The organism is Bacillus sp. F19, from assembly GCA_023823795.1.
Lineage (GTDB): Bacteria > Bacillota > Bacilli > Bacillales > Bacillaceae > Bacillus_P.
In genome coordinates, this window is sequence record CP085710.1 from 2,992,627 (window position 1) to 3,012,025 (window position 19,399).

Annotated in this window: 17 protein-coding genes; 6 read left to right on the top strand and 11 right to left on the bottom strand. The window is 38.1% G+C overall.

Annotated elements, in window-relative coordinates:
- The first annotated feature begins 215 nt into the window (after nucleotides 1-215).
- The 4 genes from LIT25_15315 (at nucleotide 216) to LIT25_15330 (ending at nucleotide 2,913) form a co-directional block, all read left to right on the top strand.
- Entirely contained in the window at nucleotides 216-998 is a 783-nt protein-coding gene (locus LIT25_15315; protein ID USK31997.1) for a substrate-binding domain-containing protein, read from the top strand.
- Between the two features lie 25 nt (nucleotides 999-1,023).
- Nucleotides 1,024-1,512: a hypothetical protein gene (locus LIT25_15320; protein USK31998.1), complete on the top strand. Its 489-nt coding sequence runs from the start codon at nucleotides 1,024-1,026 to the stop codon at nucleotides 1,510-1,512.
- A gap of 105 nt (nucleotides 1,513-1,617) precedes the next feature.
- A complete protein-coding gene (locus tag LIT25_15325) occupies nucleotides 1,618-2,172 on the top strand; it encodes a sigma-70 family RNA polymerase sigma factor (GenBank protein ID USK31999.1) in 555 nt (184 codons plus the stop codon).
- Nucleotides 2,173-2,913 carry an anti-sigma factor gene (locus LIT25_15330; GenBank protein USK32000.1) on the top strand — a complete coding sequence of 247 codons (741 nt, stop codon included), beginning with the start codon at nucleotides 2,173-2,175 and terminating at the stop codon, nucleotides 2,911-2,913.
- 193 nt (nucleotides 2,914-3,106) lie between these two features.
- Here the strand turns inward: LIT25_15330 and LIT25_15335 are convergent, their stop codons facing one another.
- From LIT25_15335 to LIT25_15355, 5 genes are all read right to left on the bottom strand, one after another.
- Nucleotides 3,107-4,039, bottom strand: coding sequence for an ROK family protein (locus tag LIT25_15335; protein ID USK32001.1), 933 nt, complete (start codon nucleotides 4,037-4,039; stop codon nucleotides 3,107-3,109).
- A 1-nt stretch (nucleotide 4,040) separates the two neighbouring features.
- Complete coding sequence (gene pfkB, locus LIT25_15340) at nucleotides 4,041-4,976, bottom strand: 1-phosphofructokinase (GenBank protein USK32002.1); 936 nt, start codon at nucleotides 4,974-4,976, stop codon at nucleotides 4,041-4,043.
- Nucleotides 4,977-4,980: 4 nt separating this feature from the next.
- A complete protein-coding gene (gene gatY, locus LIT25_15345; protein USK36299.1) occupies nucleotides 4,981-5,826 on the bottom strand; it encodes a tagatose-bisphosphate aldolase subunit GatY in 846 nt (281 codons plus the stop codon).
- A 2-nt stretch (nucleotides 5,827-5,828) separates the two neighbouring features.
- Nucleotides 5,829-7,040: an SIS domain-containing protein gene (locus LIT25_15350; protein USK32003.1), complete on the bottom strand. Its 1,212-nt coding sequence runs from the start codon at nucleotides 7,038-7,040 to the stop codon at nucleotides 5,829-5,831.
- 74 nt (nucleotides 7,041-7,114) lie between these two features.
- Nucleotides 7,115-7,834, bottom strand: coding sequence for a GntR family transcriptional regulator (locus LIT25_15355; protein USK32004.1), 720 nt, complete (start codon nucleotides 7,832-7,834; stop codon nucleotides 7,115-7,117).
- A 606-nt stretch (nucleotides 7,835-8,440) separates the two neighbouring features.
- Here LIT25_15355 and LIT25_15360 point away from each other — a divergent pair.
- Nucleotides 8,441-8,986 carry a DinB family protein gene (locus LIT25_15360; GenBank protein ID USK32005.1) on the top strand — a complete coding sequence of 182 codons (546 nt, stop codon included), beginning with the start codon at nucleotides 8,441-8,443 and terminating at the stop codon, nucleotides 8,984-8,986.
- A gap of 633 nt (nucleotides 8,987-9,619) precedes the next feature.
- On the opposite strand, the gene LIT25_15365 is transcribed toward LIT25_15360, so the two are convergent.
- Nucleotides 9,620-10,126, bottom strand: a complete 507-nt coding sequence (locus LIT25_15365; protein USK32006.1) for a DinB family protein — start codon at nucleotides 10,124-10,126, stop codon at nucleotides 9,620-9,622.
- 65 nt (nucleotides 10,127-10,191) lie between these two features.
- The gene (locus tag LIT25_15370) at nucleotides 10,192-10,710 is read right to left on the bottom strand and encodes a DinB family protein (GenBank protein USK32007.1); all 519 of its coding nucleotides are present in this window, start codon (nucleotides 10,708-10,710) and stop codon (nucleotides 10,192-10,194) included.
- A 490-nt stretch (nucleotides 10,711-11,200) separates the two neighbouring features.
- Here LIT25_15370 and LIT25_15375 point away from each other — a divergent pair, with 490 nt between their 5' ends.
- Entirely contained in the window at nucleotides 11,201-12,943 is a 1,743-nt protein-coding gene (locus LIT25_15375) for an ABC transporter ATP-binding protein/permease (GenBank protein USK32008.1), read from the top strand.
- Nucleotides 12,944-13,175: 232 nt separating this feature from the next.
- Here LIT25_15375 and LIT25_15380 read toward each other — a convergent pair whose 3' ends face one another.
- The 4 genes from LIT25_15380 to LIT25_15395 all read right to left on the bottom strand — a co-directional run bounded on the left by LIT25_15380 (nucleotide 13,176) and on the right by LIT25_15395 (nucleotide 19,337).
- The gene (locus LIT25_15380; protein USK32009.1) at nucleotides 13,176-13,706 is read right to left on the bottom strand and encodes a DUF402 domain-containing protein; all 531 of its coding nucleotides are present in this window, start codon (nucleotides 13,704-13,706) and stop codon (nucleotides 13,176-13,178) included.
- A gap of 413 nt (nucleotides 13,707-14,119) precedes the next feature.
- Nucleotides 14,120-14,578 carry a DUF3574 domain-containing protein gene (locus LIT25_15385; protein ID USK32010.1) on the bottom strand — a complete coding sequence of 153 codons (459 nt, stop codon included), beginning with the start codon at nucleotides 14,576-14,578 and terminating at the stop codon, nucleotides 14,120-14,122.
- A gap of 510 nt (nucleotides 14,579-15,088) precedes the next feature.
- Nucleotides 15,089-18,310, bottom strand: a complete 3,222-nt coding sequence (locus LIT25_15390) for a DEAD/DEAH box helicase (protein USK32011.1) — start codon at nucleotides 18,308-18,310, stop codon at nucleotides 15,089-15,091.
- A gap of 274 nt (nucleotides 18,311-18,584) precedes the next feature.
- Complete coding sequence (locus LIT25_15395; GenBank protein USK32012.1) at nucleotides 18,585-19,337, bottom strand: class I SAM-dependent methyltransferase; 753 nt, start codon at nucleotides 19,335-19,337, stop codon at nucleotides 18,585-18,587.
- Nucleotides 19,338-19,399 lie beyond the last annotated feature (62 nt).

Sequence of the window (19,399 nt, forward strand, 5' to 3'; positions counted from 1 at the left end):
AAAATAGGATAGATGTTTAATAGTTAAGAGTGCAGCCAAAAGATTGAAGTTAATTGCTTCTATTAACACATTTTAAAGGCGTATCCTTGACAAGGCTCTAAAAATACAAAAAACACCGCAGTGAAAAATTCTTTTTAAAAAAATAAATTATTTCAAACCGTTTTGTGTTTTTTCTCGTTACCTATAGTGATACATGTAAAAAAAGGGGGATGGAAATGAACAAAACCGTTTTTATTGCTGGATTATTAATAATGCTAGTGCTGCTCGGGTTTTCGGAAGCTGCTGATTCAAGACAGGCGCAGACCAGCCGAAATAATGATGAAGTTGTAAACGTTTACGGACCAGGAGGACCTCTCGGGCCAATGAAAGAGCTGGCGGAACGGTTTACAGAGGAAACGGGAATAAAAGTGAATGTAACTGCTGGTCCAGAAGCAAAATGGATCGAACAAGCCAAACTGGATGCCGACATTATTTATGGAGGCTCCGAATATATGCTTCGTGACCTTATGCTCAAATATCCCGGAATGATTGATGAAAAAACACGTATAGAGCTGTATCCGAGAGCAGCAGGCATTTTAGTCAGAAAGGGAAACCCAAAGAACATTCGATCGTTGGAGGATTTAACGAAAAATGGCGTTAAAATCATTGATGTCAATGGTGCAGGCCAGCTTGGACTGTGGGAGGATTTGGCGGGAAGAAAAGGGCTTATTCCAGGAATTGACCGCAATATTGCCATTTCAGTAAAATCAAGCGCGGAAGCCATTGAGCACTGGAAAGCTAATTCCAAATATGATGCTTGGATTACATATGAGTCTTGGCATTATCGGTTAAAAGACGAGACAGATTTGGTTCAGCTCCCTGAAGAAGAAAAACTGTATAGGGGAACACCTATTAGTATGACGAATGATTCGAACAATAAGATAAAAGCAAAAATGTTTATCGACTACTTAAAAACAGAAGTTTCACACCAAGTTTTTCAAAAATGGGGATGGAAATGATAACTAGTATAAGGAGTGGTTGGAGATGAAAAAATGGATGTTTGTATTATCAATTTTTGCTGCTATATTTGTTTTAGGCGCCTGTGGAAATGAAGCTAAAGAAACGGCAAACGGAACTCAAAGTGAAACTGATGCAGCATCGGAAACCGTTGCTAAAGAAGAAGACGCGGCAAGTTTGCAATTACTTAAGAATGAAGCGGCAGGTGAGTATCTTACTGATTCAGAGGGGAAGGCGCTATATTATTTTAAGAATGACGTGTCCGGAAAAAGCAACTGCACTGGTGATTGCTTAGCAAAATGGCCGCCATTTACAGAAAAGGAATTTGAAGTGCCGGATGGGTTCAATAAAAAAGACTTCGGTACGATTACAAGAGAGGATACTGGGGCGGAGCAGGTAACGTACAAAGGATACCCTCTGTACTACTTTGTGAATGACAAAAAAGAGGGTGACGTAAACGGCCAGGGTGTGAAAGATGTATGGTTTATTGTAAACAGTGAAACAGTCTTTCAATAAATATAAAAAGGATCAGGAACTTTCACAAGAGTGATGGTTCCTTTTCATCATTCTATTGTATGGTTTTAACCAATAAGATATTAATGGTGAGGAGTGCAGGTACGATTGAAGAACAAACGTGATGACGAATTAATGAGATTAGTGAAAAAAAAGCATCGTCCTGCTCTAGAAGAACTTTATGATCGCTACATTAAATTAGTCTATAGCTTTGGATTTAAATTTACAAACGGCAATGAAGATAAAACGAAAGAAATTGTCCAGTTAGTATTTTTAAAGCTTTGGACGACAAAAAGCAGCTATGACCCATTAAAAGGCAGTTTTACGAATTGGCTTCTTACGGTTACCCGTAATGTTTGCGTTGATTATATCCGGAAAGACAGTATTCATGCCCAAAACACCCGACAAATGGATCCAAGTTGGTCAATTGAAATAGCAGATCCGAACAATGAAATTGAGAAAAGGCTGATTTTCAGTGAAGTGGCCAAGGCAAAAAGCAAATTAAATATGTCGCAAAAAAGATTGATCGATTTACTTTACTGGAAAGGCTATTCTCTAACAGAAATTGCTAAGATCGAAAACGAACCGGTAGGAACCGTTAAGAGCAGGCTTCATCAATCTCTCAAACAATTAAAGAAGCATTTGGAAATGGGGGATTTGTAAATGGGCAGAGAATGTGAAAACCTGCTTTCGTTTATAGCGGATGAGTTGGATGCAAAAGAAAAAAGAAAATTTGCAGAGCATTTACAGCATTGTCTTGAATGCTCAAAGGAGTATGAACAAATGACAGAAACCTGGAATTCATTACATTGGGACTTTGAAGAAAAAGAAGTACCTGCATCCTTAAAGGCGGAAGTAATGGATTTTGTGTTCGAGAGTGAGAAAAAGAATGTTAATAAGTCAATCCGAGCAAAGCTGGAAGAATGGGGCAGCTTTCTTCAAAAGCAGTTTACCCCCATAACTGCTGTTATCGTGCTAGTCTTTCTGTGCCTGTCAATCGGTCTGTCAATTTCAAATGGCAAATTGAGAAATGAACTTGTGAGTGAAGAAAACTTAAAATCCGCTCCAATTGAAGTTTTGTCAACACTTTCATTACAGAGCGCCAATCAAGCGAACAGCGACGTGAGGGGCCATGCATCTATTTTGCAGCAGGGCGAAGACAAGAGGCTGGTTGTACAAGTCAATAATTTGCCTAGGTTAGAAGGATCGGAAGTGTACCAGGTGTGGCTGTTAAAAAATGGAAAGCGGGAGAATGCCGGGATTTTCAAGCCGGATGAAAGCGGGGCAGGAGTGTTAACCTACCAGCTTGCACAATACCCCGATTTTGATCAAATCGGTATTACCGTCGAACCGGACCAATACAGCACCCAGCCAAGAGGAAAAAAGATTGTGGGATCGTCGTGATATTTCATTTTTTGAAGCAACACGGACTTTCCAATTGTGGTGAGTCCGTGTTGTTCTGATTTTTGGGCGATCGCCGAAATATTCAGAAAATCGGAGACAACCAGCATCTTCTCCTGCCAAATCAGCAGGAACCCCCTCTGTATCTCCTCTAATCAAAAATACATCTACTTCCCTTATAAAAAATATCAGAATTTTAATATTTATACACCAAGTTTAGCTTTTTAATCATATTGTAGCATGCACCATATAAACCAGCATCATTTCCCAGCATAGATGGAATAACTAACGAATCATGTTCGTAGAACTCCATTACTTCCTTTTTTAAATCTTTATTAATATCTATTATTAAACGGTCAGCTTTTTCTGTTATTCCGCCGCCAATAATAATGGCTTCTGGATTAAGCAGGTGAGTGATGTTTGCAAGGCCTATGCTAATAAAGTGAACAAATCGGCTGTAAACGGAAAAAGCTGCAGGATCATCATTCATAGCCAGCTGAATAATTTCTTCCCCTGATATGTTCTTTTTTACCTCTTTACTCTTATTTTCTTCTAGATAGTCTTTGACGAAAGCTGAGGTAGATGCATATCTTTCATAACATCCTTTTCTTCCGCAGCTGCAGGACCTTCCATTATGGACAATTACAGTGTGGCCTAACTCTCCGGCTAATTTGGCTGAACCGTTAACCAAATTTCCATTTATTACAATCGCGCTGCCGATTCCTGTTCCTAATGTTAAAAAAACGACATTTTCCCTTCCGCGGATTGCACCCTTCCACATTTCACCAAGACATGCACTTTTTACATCATTTTCGACTTTTACCGGCAAAGTGGTTATATTGGATAAAAGTTCAGCAAGTTTCATCCCTGTATAACTTTTAAGGTTATTAGAAAATAAGATTTCACCCTTCTCGCTGTCAATTAGCCCACAAGAAGAAATACCTATACCGGATATAGGAAAAATTTTTTTTAGTTCATTGATCTTTTCGCATAATATTTCAAGTAAGTGTTTTTGAACATTTCCTTTTGGTGTTTCTACCTTGTTCTTTTGCAGCAAATGGCCAGTACTATCTATTAGTCCGTATTTAATATATGTTCCCCCGATATCAAAACAGGCAATATAGTTCAACTTAATCCCCTACCCTTAATTCAATGACTTTTATATCTTCTGCAAATCGATTAACTTGAGATATATTGATAGATCCGGTTTTCTCTGATGCAGCATTAGATATCCCACATGCACAAGCCCATTTAAGTGCTCTTTCAATTGGAAAGTCATTAGAATGAGCATAAGTAAAGCCAGCGAGCATACTATCACCTGATCCTACCGGATTAATTGCTTTTACTTTAGGAATGGATGCCTGCAGGATTATAGCATTGCTTACTAATATGGCTCCTTCCTGACCAAGTGACAGCAAGACATATTGAACTCCGTTCCGGCAAATTGACTTTGCATGCCTGATCATTCGATCAATGGTCAAGTGTTCCAGTCCAACAAGCTGTTTAAATTCTTCCAGATTTGGTTTTATCAAAAATGGCTTCCCTGCTATACCTTTCTCAAGTACAATTCCACTTGCATCCATAAGTAAATACTTCCTTTTCAGGTTTGCCTTTTCAGCAAGAATCTGATAAAAATCAGCATCTATCCCTCTCGGCAAGCTGCCAGAAACAATAACATATTCTGCTTTATCAAGGATAGATTTATAGATTTCAAGAAAGGCAGCAATTTCATTTTCTAAAAGAAAAGGTCCTTTTTCAAGAATTTCAGTTTGTTCATTTTCGGATAAGATGGCAAGACACGATCTCGTTTCACCCTCTATGGCCACAAAGCGGTCTATTAACTTCCCATGAGACAATTGATCAGCTATCCATTCCCCGCTCTTTCCTCCTAAGAAACCTGTGCAAATGACATCAGCACCTAATTGAGATAAAACCCGGGACACATTTAACCCCTTTCCCCCAATTGTCTTATCAACGGAGGAGACACGATTTACCTGACCTTTCTGAAAGTCAGAGAGATTATATCTTATATCAATGGCAGGGTTTAAAGTAACCGTTGCAATCATATGCTTATCCTCGGTTCATACTGCCGCACATCTTAATTTTAGCCTTAATTACTTTTTTCATTTCATCTACTCCATCTTGGAAATAGTCTCTAGGGTCATTTGCATCCGGGTGAGATAACAGATAGCTTCTTAAGCCTTTAGCAAAAGCAATCTTTAATTCAGTCGCAACATTTACTTTGCAGATTCCGCGTTTGATCGTTTCCTGAACTAATTGGCTCGGCAATCCGGATGCGCCATGAAGAACAAGCGGGATAGCCACTGTATCTTTAATTGCCTCTAAACGCTTTATATCGATTCTTGGTTCACCTTTATACAAGCCATGAGCTGTGCCAATTGCCACGGCTAGAGAATCAATTCCAGTTCGAACGACAAATTCATGTGCTTGCTTTGGATCGGTAAAAATTTGATCTTTCTCGTCTACAGTAAGATCATCTTCTATGCCGCTTAATCGGCCCAGTTCCGCTTCTACTGAAACACCAAATTCAGCTGCATACCCGACAACTTCCTTAACGATTCGTATGTTTTCCTCAAAGTCATGTTTAGATGCATCTATCATAACCGATGGAATGCCCATATCAATCAGTGTTTTTATTTCTTCTATTCTTTCATGGTGATCAAGGTGAAAACAAATAGGAATATCGTATTTTTTCTCTGCTGCCTTCATCATTCCAATTAGAAATTCTTGACCCATATATCTTACAGTACTTGGTGTGGCTGCAATAAGCACCGGTGAACGCAGTTCCTGTGATGTATCCAGCACGGCTTTCATCGTTTCTAAGTTATGAATATTAAAGGCAGGAACTGCATAACCGCTTGCAAGTGCATCAAGTAAAATAGAACTTTTAGAAATGATCACAGCCAATCTCCCCCTGCTTTAGGTTCATTTGTAGGATAAGAATGTATGGTAACACCTTTTACAACCCTATTAACTACTCCTGTAGGTGAAGGGTTATCTGGAGAGATACCAAGCTGAAGCGATTTATGCATAGCTAAGAGCTGACCGAACAAAATATACGGGAACGCAAGCAGGATGTCATCCTTGATATCATCCAGTTTGACATTTATAAAATAATCACAATGCCGCTTTGCTTCTTCATCCGCAAAGGAAGAAAGAACTATGATCTTCCCTCGGTCTGTTTCCCGACTGATTTCACGCAATATATCAAGGTCATATTGTCTTGTGTAAGAGTGACAAGATAAGAAAAGAATAACGATTGTCTCGCTGTCCAAAATAGATTTTGGACCGTGCCTAAACCCCAATGAAGTATCATAGGTTGGCGGAATTTTTCCTCGAGTCAGTTCTAAGAGTTTCAAAGAAGACTCTCTAGCTAAGCCTTCGAATACCCCTGAACCCAAGTAAACAATTTTAGAAAAAGATGTCTCAGCAAGCTGACGAATGGCCGCATCATGGTCACGAATCATTTTCCCGCCAGCTTCAGCCATTTTCTCAATATCTTTTTTCAAGGTATCCAGATCCATATTGTGAAATAATAGGAAAGCTGACAGCAGCATGGTTGTAAAACTGCTTGTCATGGCAAATCCCTTATCATTAGCCTCTTTAGGCATACAGATTACTAAGTGATTCTTGTCGTGCTTCTTTTTCATCGCCAAAAACCCGTCTTCGTTGCATGTTAGAATAATACCGTAAAAATCTTCTATGATTTGTTCTCCAAGGTTCACCGCAGCGAGGCTTTCGGGACTATTTCCTGAGCGGGCAAACGATATCATAATGGTAGGAAAGCTTGAATCCAGATAGTTGTAAGGATTGGATACGATATCAGTAGTTGGAATACATTCCAGGCTTTTCACTTTATTGTTGCTAATTTTTTTTAGATAAGGCAGAATTGTTTCACCAACAAAAGCAGATGTCCCTGCGCCTGTCAAAATGATCCTAAACTGATCGTGTTTTCTTTCCACTTCATCAAAAAAATGCATGATTTTGCTGCTGTATCCTGAAATAAGCTCTAATGTCTCTTTCCAGAGTCTAGGCTGTTGAGCTATTTCTCTCACTGTGTGGATGGCACTGGGAATTGGGGGCAGGTTATTTGACTCTAACAATTCCATTTTTCTCCTCCTCATAAAGATGCTGTTCATGTCATCACTACCAGTTGAACCTGAAATAGAAACAGAAACGTTTCTTATTTCAATTCAACTGTATAAGTAAATTTATCTCCTCTGGCTATAGAGATTGTATATTCAATAATCTCTTCTTGTTCAAAAGTTATCCGTTTTAGCATAAGACAAGGTGAAGCATTTTCAATGTTTAACATTTCACTTTCAGCATTGCGCGCGCTCACTGCTTTAAAACTCTCCAGCGCACTTGTAATGTTTACGTGATATTCTGTTCTAAAGATCTCATACATTGGAGTTTGTTCTAGTTCATCACTAGAAAGTTTCTTAAACCGCTTTACTGGAACATATGAAGTTTCATAAATCATAGGCTCCTGATCAGACAGCCTTAATCTTATTATTTTAAATACTTCATCTTGGATGGTAAGATTCATGGCTTTGGCTATCTTATTATCACAGGTCATTTTCTCGAATAAAATGACTTTTGTTGAAGGCTGTTTCCCTGCCTTTTTCATTTCCTCTGTAAAACTATAAAATTTTACAAGACTTTGATTGTAGGCTTTTGGTGAAACAAAAGTCCCCTTACCGTGAACTTTATAAATGTATCCTTCTTTTTCAAGTTCCTGCATTGTTTGTCTTACTGTTGTACGGCTGACCTTGTAGGTATCGCATAATTCCCGCTCTGATGGCAATTGGTCATTTTCTGCAAGATCACCGTTTTCAATTTTTTCTATGATGATATCCATTAATTGATAATACAAGGATAGTCTTTTATCTTTATCAATCATAACAATACTCCTTTTAGTGGTATCTATGTCGTAACCAGTTAAATCTATTGTACATTAAATGGCATTCAATACCACTAATCTTGTCATCGGAGATTAAAATGTAAATGGTTACAAATGTTTCTAAATGATCATATTTTTTGTCCTCCTAAAAAAGATTCAACTCTTTTTAATTATCATGATGTCATTACCAGTTGTACTGAGTATAGCATGCATTTTTTATTAACGAAATATATTTTTTAAATTTTTTTAAAATTAAAGGTTATCTTAAATCATGAAAGTTTTTGCCAAAGGAATCTTGAATTTACTTAATATAAATGCCCAATAGCATGTTTGGAGACTGATTCATTGATCTTATTATGATATGCTCCCTATCATGCCTAAGAAAGTTAAGATTCTTCATGTAACTGACCTAGTTTTCTCATCGATTTATTTTTAGCCAAAACTAAAATTCCAGCAGAAGATATAGAACAGCTTCTGGAATGTCCAGCAACAAATAAGATACAAGTCCTACAAAGATAAACCATACTTTTTGCCCTTTAAATAAAGGATATTGATTATTTTTGTTGAAGTTTTTACTGTGAAAATTTGAGAAAAAGGAGAGCTATTATGAAAGAAAAAGAACTTTCCGGCAGTGAAATGAATCTAACGACGCTAACAAAAGACCTTGCGAACTACAACCTATGGGCAAATACGAAAATGACCGAGTGGCTCAAAACAAAACCGTCTGAAAAAATGGTACAGGAAGTCCCTTCGAGTTTTCCAACTATCAAGCTGACGCTCAAGCATATTGAGGATGTTCAAAATTTTTGGCTGCAAGTGATTAAGCAGGAATCACCGCCTGATATGGGTCAGTTTGGAGAGAAATCCAATCAGTCAATGGATGAAGTGTTTAGTATGGTGGAGAAAAGTTCCAAAGAGTTATCTCAATATGTTCATTCACTTTCCGAAAATTCCATAACTGGAGCTTGTCAAGTTGAAACTCCATGGTTTAATGAAACTCGACCCAGATTTGAATTTATCCTCCAAGTCATGAATCACAGTACTTATCACCGAGGTCAGATTACAACGATTGGCCGTAATGCAGGATTAACAGATGCACCTATGACAGATTTTAATGTCTATAGTTTTTCAGGAAAGCCATCATGCAACTAATGGATTGCGCTGAAATCTGTTAGATATTGCTAACTTTCATAAAGGAAGGAGTGAAAGGCCCGTTTCTTTTTTGAAATTATTATTTTTCGTGCACTTTCCTCCCTTGTGAAGATGACGACAAACCGAGGTCTGAATGAGTTTTGCTGAAAAACAAAATTATTGATCTCGCTACAATTCAGCACGATGCATGGCTGGAACCGATTGGCCATTTCATCCAGAAGCATTCCACGAGACTATAACCATTGATATCAATCAAACTTTTCTTACTAAACCCTTCCATGCTATTCTAATTGAATAAATGGAAGGGTTATTGCTTACCTTTCTAACGGCATTTTCAGTTGTAAGCATTGAACCTTATCGGATTAACGCTTCTTTTGTTGCAGATAAATCAAGAATGATGACTGTCTTTCTTTTCTGATTGCTGTCATTTCATGTAAGTATTCCAAGCTGTTAAAAGACCTGCACCAAGGAGGATGACATCAGAATCAAACCTGCGGATGAAAGAATAAACAATTTATTAGTTTTTTCATTTAACGAGTTCATCCCCCTAGTGTCAGAAAAACTTCTATAAAACTATTTCACTTTTAAAAGCTATTGGTCATATTTCTATTATTTGAGATTACAAACCTTCTTTTAAAAAGCAACACCTATCTTTTCTTCTAATTCCTGCTTCTGACGTAAATGATGACGAAAATGCATGTCGACAAGATCGAACCATTCTTTTGCATTGAGCCAGCCGAAGCCCCCATGTTTTACTTTGAAGTTTGGCTTAATGACATTTACCTTCTCTTCCCACGCTCTCATTCTCTTCTCTACTTGAATGAGCCCCTGCATAAGTTCCTCTTTCCTTTTGGTATTGCTTGGTGTGTTTTCTGGATCGTCCGGCAGCTTGATTTTAATTAGAGGAAACCCGCCTCGCTTGTACAAATCCTCTCCGGCTTCCGTCTTTCCAAGTTTTTGTTCTTCAGATGCTGCTGAACAAGCTTCAACATTCTCAAGATACTCGAATGCAACCTCAATCAAGTGAAGATACATTTGGCCGAGAGACCAGGTCCCTTCAGCAGAAATATGTCTTAACTGATCCTTCGAAAAGTGCTGCAAGTGGTCTTTGTAGATTTCAATTATGTGATAATCATTCAAATTAAACACCTCCTTTATATTCATTTATTTCAGTTTTACATATAAAAGCTCCTCACCTACCCCTCCTATTCATCGCGTAATTCGCTAAGTAATTGGAAAATCTGCCCACGATGGTGTGATTCATGTTCAATCAGATGATAAACAACCCACTCAGGTGTGACATCATAATGTTCCAGTACTCTCGATTTACGCCAATCCGTTAGATCCATTGTACGAAAGTGGGAAAGAAATACTTCACGCACCTTAATAAGACGATGCAAATGTTTTTCTGCACTTTGTCCCTCAATGTGAGTCAAAGAGCCGTCTTCAGCATGGCTTTCAAACGGAAACAGCGAGCTTATTTCTGGATCCCATTCAACACCCAGGACTTCTGCATATAACCAATCTGCCTCGACCAATGCAATGTGATATAACAGGGAGCCAATGGAATGTCTTTCTTCTATTTTTGTGTCAAGAATACGTTGGCTGATTCCGGTTAATGCTGAGGTGAGTGTTTTGCGAACATCCTCTAAACACCATAGCCATCGGCCAATTTCTTTTTCAAAATCCGGTAACGGAGATACCATTAAAGATTTTCTGTCCAACGAGATCATCCTCCTCTTAAATGCTTACATTCTATTTATAATAGATGTTTCCTCCTGAAAAGTACTTTCTGAACTTATGTTTTCACCTAATTTCGGTCTATTACAATTAAACAGCAGACAATGGGATATCACGGGAAAACAAAAGAACAGCTGCTAACTTTGACTTTATAAAGTTGATCGCCGTCCCTTTTGGTCTATATTTTTGATCAATGTCAGTTCCAAAGATGAGGCAGAGCTGCTAATGATTGTCCCAAGAAGATTGGCATCATTTTGAATCATATCTATATCAAAGTCACCGAATTCCGAATATTTTGTTCAATTATAAAATGAAATCGTATACAATAATAGTAATAACTTACAAGGAGGCCATTTACATGAAAAACATAACGAATCAAACAGCTCCAACATATAAGGGTGAAACACTTTCTTAAAGTAATCGGTGTACTCTCCCCTTATATGTGTACTTAAATAACACAAAAAGGGGTAAATCATGCGTTTTCCAGTAAAAAAATTTTTCTCCTATTATAAACCGTATTTAACGCTGTTTTTTTCAGTATTGGCGTGCGCCTTTATCGTATCAGCTGTGACTTTGACGTTTCCTTTACTAGTCAGGTATATCACGAAGGATGTTCTGGAAGGAGATTTATCCATTGCGCTAAGTAAAGTATATTGGATTGGCGGGCTGATGCTGGTGTTAGTCACAGTTCAGAATATCGGGAACTATTTTGTGGACTACAAAGGTCATGAAATAGGTGCGCGTATGGAAAGAGATTTGCGAAGCGAGCTGTTCACGCACATGCAGAAGCTTTCTTTTAGCTTTTACGATAAGGAAAAGACAGGTCAGCTCATGTCTCGAATAACAAACGACCTGCTGCTCCTTTCCGAGCTGTACCATCATGGCCCAGAGGACTATGTCAAATACCTTGTCCGTTTTATTGGGGCATTTGTTATATTGTTCTTTATAAATGCGCCATTAACGATTGCTGTCTTCTGTTTTCTGCCATTCTTAGGTGTCTTTGCCCTGTATTTTAATAAAATGCTGAACAGGGCATTACGAAGCAATAAAGAAAGAATTGGGGACGTAAACGCACAGGTAGAGGATAGTTTATCTGGAATTCGCACAGTAAAGTCATTTGCCAATGAGCAAATAGAGATCGAGAAGTTCGACCGGGAAAATAATCGTTTCCTTCATAGCCGAAAAAGAACGTACCAGGCTGAAGCACTCTTATACAATAGTTTTGAAACGATTATTCAGCTGATAACGATCACAGTGATTATCTTTGGCAGTGCCAGTATTGTCAACAACACATTAGATTTAGAAGATTTAATCACTTTTTTACTGTATATCAGCTTTATGATCGAGCCAATTCAGCGATTGACTCAAATGAGCACGCAGCTTCAAGAAGGAATAACTGGATTTCAGCGTTTTATGGAAATCATGAATCTGAAGCCGGCAATTGATAATAAACCGAATCCTGTTACCTTGTCAGAAGTATCTGGTGAAATTGAGTTCAATCAAGTTTCCTTCCGATACGAAGAACATTTGAACAATGTCATACAAAACCTGTCGCTTCGAATACTTCCTGGAGAGTATGTTGCGCTAGTAGGTCCGTCTGGCGCTGGAAAAACTACTTTATGCTCACTCATCCCCCGCTTTTATGACGTGACAGATGGAGACGTTTTCCTTGACGGAGTCAATGTCCGCGATATTGATCTGGAATCATTAAGAAATAACATCGGTATTGTTCAACAGGATGTTTACCTATTTGCGGGAACAGTGATGGAAAATATCCGATACGGAGATCCGGCAGCTAGTGATAACGAAATTATTGAGGCGGCTAAGCTTGCCAATGCACATGACTTTATCATGAACTTGCCAAAAGGCTACAGTTCCGAAATCGGACAACGAGGTGTCAAACTGTCTGGGGGCCAAAAGCAGCGGCTTTGTATTGCTCGTGTATTTTTAAAGAATCCGCCAATTCTCATTTTGGATGAGGCAACAAGCGCACTGGATAACGAGAGTGAAAGCATCATCAAGGAATCACTGGATTTATTAGCAAAAGGCCGTACAACCATTGTCATTGCCCATCGCCTTTCCACAATCCGTAATGCGAAGCGGATTATCGTCCTAGCGGAGAACGGCATAGCGGAACAGGGGAACCACAATTCGCTGCTTGCATGTGATGGGTCGTATTCAAGACTTTATTCTAAGCAGTTTGAGATACTACAATAAGCTATCCAACCAAAAAAGCTGCTCTTCTAACCAAAGGAGAGCAGCTTTTTTTGCTTTTCTCTCATTGTTCATTCCCGATATCAGCTTTGCTGGTATTACTAATGGTTAGCCCATTCAGGATTTTTTTCGTCTCACTAAATAAATGCTGCCATGGCAGCTCCATGATATGCTATTCTTCCTGCAAAATGGCACCTGGTTCTTAAAGCAAAATATATATAAACAATCTTAAATGTTATCTGGTGTTCAGCAACGGTATAAGGTCTTCATGTTTATAAGCATTCTCCGTTTCTGAAATAAGTTGAGAAAGGAGAATATCAAGGGAATCTGTTAATGCGTTTAGACTTTGTTGAACAAATCCTTTCTCAAATTGATCTAATGGCTCTGGTAACTCATTCTCGTCTAAAATAAAGCAGTCTCCATTAGGAAGAACGATTATATCAATAATCAAATCCTCAAAGGATACCACCTTATCCGTTATATATGTATTTTTTACGATATTAAAATAGGAACCGAGGTAATCCCCTTTATGATCTCTCCAAATGTATAAATTATATGGACGATCTCTCCAGTAATACGCTATTGTATAACTGCCTCTAGGAATGGTTAATTTAGTATGGTTTGCTGTCATCGTAAAGGATTCAAGTATTTTATGGAAAAGCACGACATTTTGATTTTTTGCTTTAAGCAGCATACAGCTATGTTCTACAATTTCTGAGTCGTACTTTATTTTTCTTTCTATTATTTTTTCCAGGCGTTTGGCCATCGCTCTTTTCTCCTTTCAAATTAGTGTTCTTCTCCTGAACAAATCTTAATTAAAATTATATCATCTAAAAAAGGATGAACCGAGTTTTAGACAACCACTTCTCTATGTAAATGGTCCCATACAAAAAGACGCAATCATATGAAAGAATGCGCCGATTGTGGAGAAGATTGACAATATTATTAAACGATTGAAGCCGGTTTAAACATATTAAAAAATCCTCCGATTGTTTAATAGAAAGGCAGAAACCCCTTGTTGAAGGCATGCTTTCTGACAAAGCACCAAATGGATGAAGCATTGCTATAAATACACTGATTGGGTCCTCTATATAATCTGAATACACCTTACCATTTAGAAATCTTCCAAAGAACCAGTTTCCAAACTTAGACAACGGGAGTCCTGATGATTAGCAGCAGTCATTCAATAAAATACATCTTTCCATTCACTTCAAGAGACACCGATGATTGTTTCATCTCTTCCTTTAAATATTCGGCATAGGCGACGACTTGATTAATCTTTTTCTTGTCCAAATCTTCTGCAAAACTATACACGATCGTAACCTTCTCCTTAATCAGCCGATCATCATCAGATAACCAGGATCCAGTTCCCTCAATGGCTGTTGCTCCTCCAAACATTTTTGAGAATTTCTCTAATGACCTGTTAACAAATGGTGTATTATCAATTGGTTGATCTCCATTATAGGTGGAAGGTACATATATTTTCACCACGTCATCGAGATAGAATTGCCCCTTTAATGCAGAAGATTGTTTTACGTTAGATATTTCCTGGTGCCCTGCAGCGTACACAGCATTGCCTAAAAAGCCGATTAACAGAATCAAAGGGATGATCCAAAAGAAGATTTTTTTCTTTTCCAACATTGCCACTCCTTTTTTGATAGTTTTTAAGCAAAACAATTGTGAATGTCTATCTATGATTATAATTACAGTGAATGATTTTTTCATGGTAAATTTTTACTGAATTTCAATCTAATCTTTTGTTTACTTTTTTCAAAAAGAGATTTGTCCATAAAATAGTAAAAAGTTGTTGATTCAAGGAAAGAAGCTGCCAGAAAATGATCTTCGGATTAAGTTGTTTTAAATGAATTGAGACCCCTTCTTTTTACATAATAGATTTAATGTTGAACTTTATTAAAAAGAGGACCTTCTTAATAAGAAGGTCCGAACTTTGAATGTGAATTATTTTTTATTCTCTTGCTGTATTCATTCCAAAAATCTTCATATATTTCTTCGTCAAAGTCATCAAAAATTCTTTTATCTTTGGCGTTATCAAAGAATTTTTTTTGCTTGCATGGCAAATGAAACTACTTGGTTTATATATTCAGTTCACCATGTTTCTAGATCCGCTTAAAATCCACTTAATTTCTTCTATACCATCAATATTTCCCGTATGTCCTCTTCGGTAAGAGAAGATGACACTTTTTCCTCAGATTCGATGATTTCTTCCATCAGATGTTTCTTTTTCTCTTGAAGTTCATTCATTTTTTCTTCGATTGTGCCTCTGGCAACAAGCTTGATTACCTGTACACTATTTGTTTGACCCATGCGATGGGCTCGGTCAGCTGCTTGCTCCTCGACTGCAGGATTCCACCAGATGTCATATAAAATAACAGTATCAGCACCTGTCAGATTCAGGCCTGTCCCCCCTGCTTTCAAAGAAATAAGAAATAAATCATGTTCTCCTGCATTAAACCGGCGGCAAATTTCCACTCGTTCTTCAGACGGAGTTTGTCCATCGAGATAGAAATAAGAGTGCCCTTGAATCGCTAAATCTCTGCCTATAAGCTCAAGCATTTTCGTAAACTGGGAGAAAATCAACACCCTTCTTCCAGAAAGCTTTGATTCTTCTACAATCTGCATCAGCTGTTCAAATTTCGCAGATTTCCCTGTATAGCCTTCCACAAACAAGGCAGGGTGACAGCAAATCTGCCGTAACCTCGTTAAACCAGCGAGGATTTTGATACGATTCTTACGGAATGTATCCTTATCCAGGTGCTTTAATGTATCGTGTCGCAGTTTGGCCAGATAGGCAGCATACAGCTTCTTCTGATCAGGTAGCAATTCTGCAGATTCCATCGACTCGATTTTTTCAGGCAGCTCTGGAAGGACATCCTCTTTCAGCCTTCGAAGCAAAAATGGCCTGATTCTTCGGGCTATCGTTTTTCTGGAGAGGTTACTGTATTCCTTTAATCCCATAAATAGTTCGGGAAAAACAACGTGAAAAATGGACCATAATTCCTGTAATGAATTCTCCACCGGAGTACCAGTTAGGGCGAACCGATAAGCTGCCTGGATCCTCTTCACCGATCGTGCAGTTTGTGTCATAGGATTTTTAAAGACCTGAGCTTCATCAAAAAACACAGTATGAAAGACATGTTTTTCAAGCCAATTTATGTCCCTGCGCAACAATGGATATGAGATAATGACTATATCCTTACCCATTAAATCCTTCTGTATCTTGAATCTTTCTGTTTTAGTGCCATCTACGACTATGGCCTGTACTTCCGGTGCAAATTTGCTGATTTCACTAAGCCAGTTATACGTTAATGATGAAGGTGAAACAATCAGGACCGGAAGCTTTTTTTTACGGATGGCAGGAAGCTCTGATAGAATAAACGCAATGCTCTGAAGCGTTTTACCCAATCCCATATCATCTGCCAGAATCCCTCCAAATCTATAGCTTGCAAGTGTTTTCATCCATTTAAAACCACGTCTTTGATAGTCTCGCAATATCGGTTCTAAACTCTTTGGCACCTCGAATTCCAGTCTGTCCGGATTGCGGATGTTTTCCAAGAACTGACGGAACGAAACCTCTAACTTTAATAAAGAACGATCATTAATAGAATCAAGAAGCTGAATCCCCCGAACAATTGGTACATTCAAGCCGCTCTCCAGATCTTCATTTTGGACCGGAAGTTCACTTAGAAAACGATTAATTTCTTCAAATTCCCTTGTCTCCAATGAAAGCAGCGAACCGTTCTGCAAACGAAAATACTTCCGTTTTTCCTCTAGAGCCAATAGAACCTCACGTATTTGTTTTTCAGGAATGTTATCCATTTCAAATTTGAATTCCAGCCAATTGGTCCGTTCTTTATTAATCTTTACCCTAACTTGAGGACGAGAATTACCTTTGAAAAGCCGATTTCTCACTGCGGTGGTTGCATACATCTGTGCAAGCTTTTGAAGTTTGGGAACCATATGGTACAAAAACTCATATTCCAGCTCTTCATTATGCAAAAAATAGCCTCCGTCCGTCTTTGCAAACAAGCTATCCTCCATCAGCTTCAGGATGGCATCCTCCTTTTCCACGTCCCTAATAAGCTTGGAGCCTGCGTGGAGATCCTTATTTTCCAATGGATTAATTATTATATTTTCATAATGAAACTCAAGTCCAGCGAGCAAGCGATTTTTCACGCGATCCAAGTAGAGCTTGGTTACTAAAGGTGTCTTCATAAACTGATTTGATATAGCTCCGGATAACTGGACTTCGCCCAGTCTTTTCAAGCCTGGAACCACTTTTTCCATAAAAAAATCGATTTGCTCCTGAGGAATCGGAATTTGATTCGCTGCTGTAGCATCCAGCATCTGTTTTAGTTCTGAAAGACGATTACAATCCTCCATTTTCATCTGTTTTAGTTTTCCTTCAAAGAGGACTGACCTATATGAATTCATTATCACCATTCGATTAAACCCTCTGATTTTAAGTAGATAGCCTTTACCCTCGCCTGCAGCAAATTGGAATTGTAAAGGCAATGGTTCATTTGATAAGCGAAGACCCTCATAATTATTAGAGTCATACATCACCTTTACCATTGCTGTTTTCTCAAGTAAAGGAAAAAGCCTGTCCCAAGAGGATGGAGGAATCAGGAGTATATGTTTACCGCATATATCGTCTGATTTCTCTGACATTTTGTCAATGAACGCTTTTTCATCATGGATTACTTGTATGAGCTGTTGAATCACAGCATCAGCTTCATTTTGAAAGCAATGAAGACTTGGGTTGTAAATGAATGAAATGGAAAGCGAGCTTGACAGACCTTTTTTCACATGCTCTAGAAAATCTCGTATATTTCGTACAATTGTCTGGCCAATCTTAACCTCAATTCCGAACATGTATTGTCCCTTCCCTAGGTTTACAGGTTTACAAATAAACTCTGCATCAAGTACTTGTCTTTTTTCAAAGTGCAGCTGATGGCCCGTTGATCGTTTAGGCTGATCATTGAAAAGGGTCAGCAATCCTTCTGTCAGCGCTTGACTTGCTGAATTGTCAGAGTTCTCAACGCCTGGATCAATAGGAAATGTTCCTTTTCTCTGGTGTTCGTAAATCGACAGTAAAACAGCTGCTATATGCTGGCAATCATTTTTATAGGAAGCTAGCGCAGGGCAGCTGCATTTCGTGCGCAAGCCTCCGCTCTCATCCTTTTCAATCAAGACATGAAAATCTTCCTTACCTGTAACCGTGGCTTTACAGCCATCAGGACAGTAATTTTCAAAAGTCACGTTATTACTTCGATTAAAAGAGTCTCCTTTCTTGAAGGAGACTGTACCGCATATTTCTTTTATGATTTTTTCATTTAATTTTATATTCAATTGCTTAGCTCCTTCTTTAGGATACTTCTCTTATGGCATTAAGATAATGAAAAATATGGATCATGTATGAGATTTTGCCTTCTTTCCCCAGATAAAATTATTATCACAATTGTATCATTAGGGTGAAATAATATCCTGCAGCCGATGGTTTAGGATCGATGAAGCAATAGAAGGCTGCCGCTTATTAAAAGATACACCCATAAAAAACGTTCCTTACTATATTGTAAAGGAACGTCATTATTAATATCAAAATTTGATTTCTTCAACTAAAAAATTATTTATGTAAAGAAGTCCTGTCCTTTTCTGCAGAAATTATTAAAAACATAGGTCTCCGGATTTCATCTTTCATATCAGGTACACTCTTTAACATTTCATCTGAAGGAACTGGTTCTTTCATTACTCTTAAGCTAAAACCTGCGCCAATTAAGTCATTAATATATGTGGATATCGTACGATGATATTTTACAACGTTATCAGTTAAGAATGTTGTTTTTCGCACTCCTTCTGATTGATAGTTGTCAACTGGCCAATGGATACGAACCCCCTGTTCATCTAAAAACCAATCCTGTTCTTTTCGAGCAGTGAAGATTGGGTGTTCAACAGAAAAAACAAACGTACCCCCAGGTGTTAGATACTCATAGACTTTTTTGCAGATTGCATCAAACGACTCAATATAGTGAAAGGCTAAAGAACTGATAACAACATCAAATTGTGATTCTGAAAAATGGATCTCTTCTATTGCCATTTTTATATATGAAATGAAAGGATCATCTGTTTTTTTACGAGCTCTTTGAAGCATTTTTTCAGAAATATCTATCCCTATAACTGACCTAGCTTGCTGCTCACGTGCAAATCGGCAATGCCAGCCAAAACCGCATCCCAGATCAAGAACATTTTTATTATGCAACTCTGGTATTAATGCTTTTAATACATGCCATTCTCCAGCAGCTTCAAGTCCATCTATTGAACGGGGCATTTGTTCATATGCTGAAAAAAAATTTGCATCATCATATTTATTTTGCTTCATCAGTTATCCATCTCCTATAAATTGAAATAGCCTCCACTTCGCCAAAATCCAAATTGAATGGA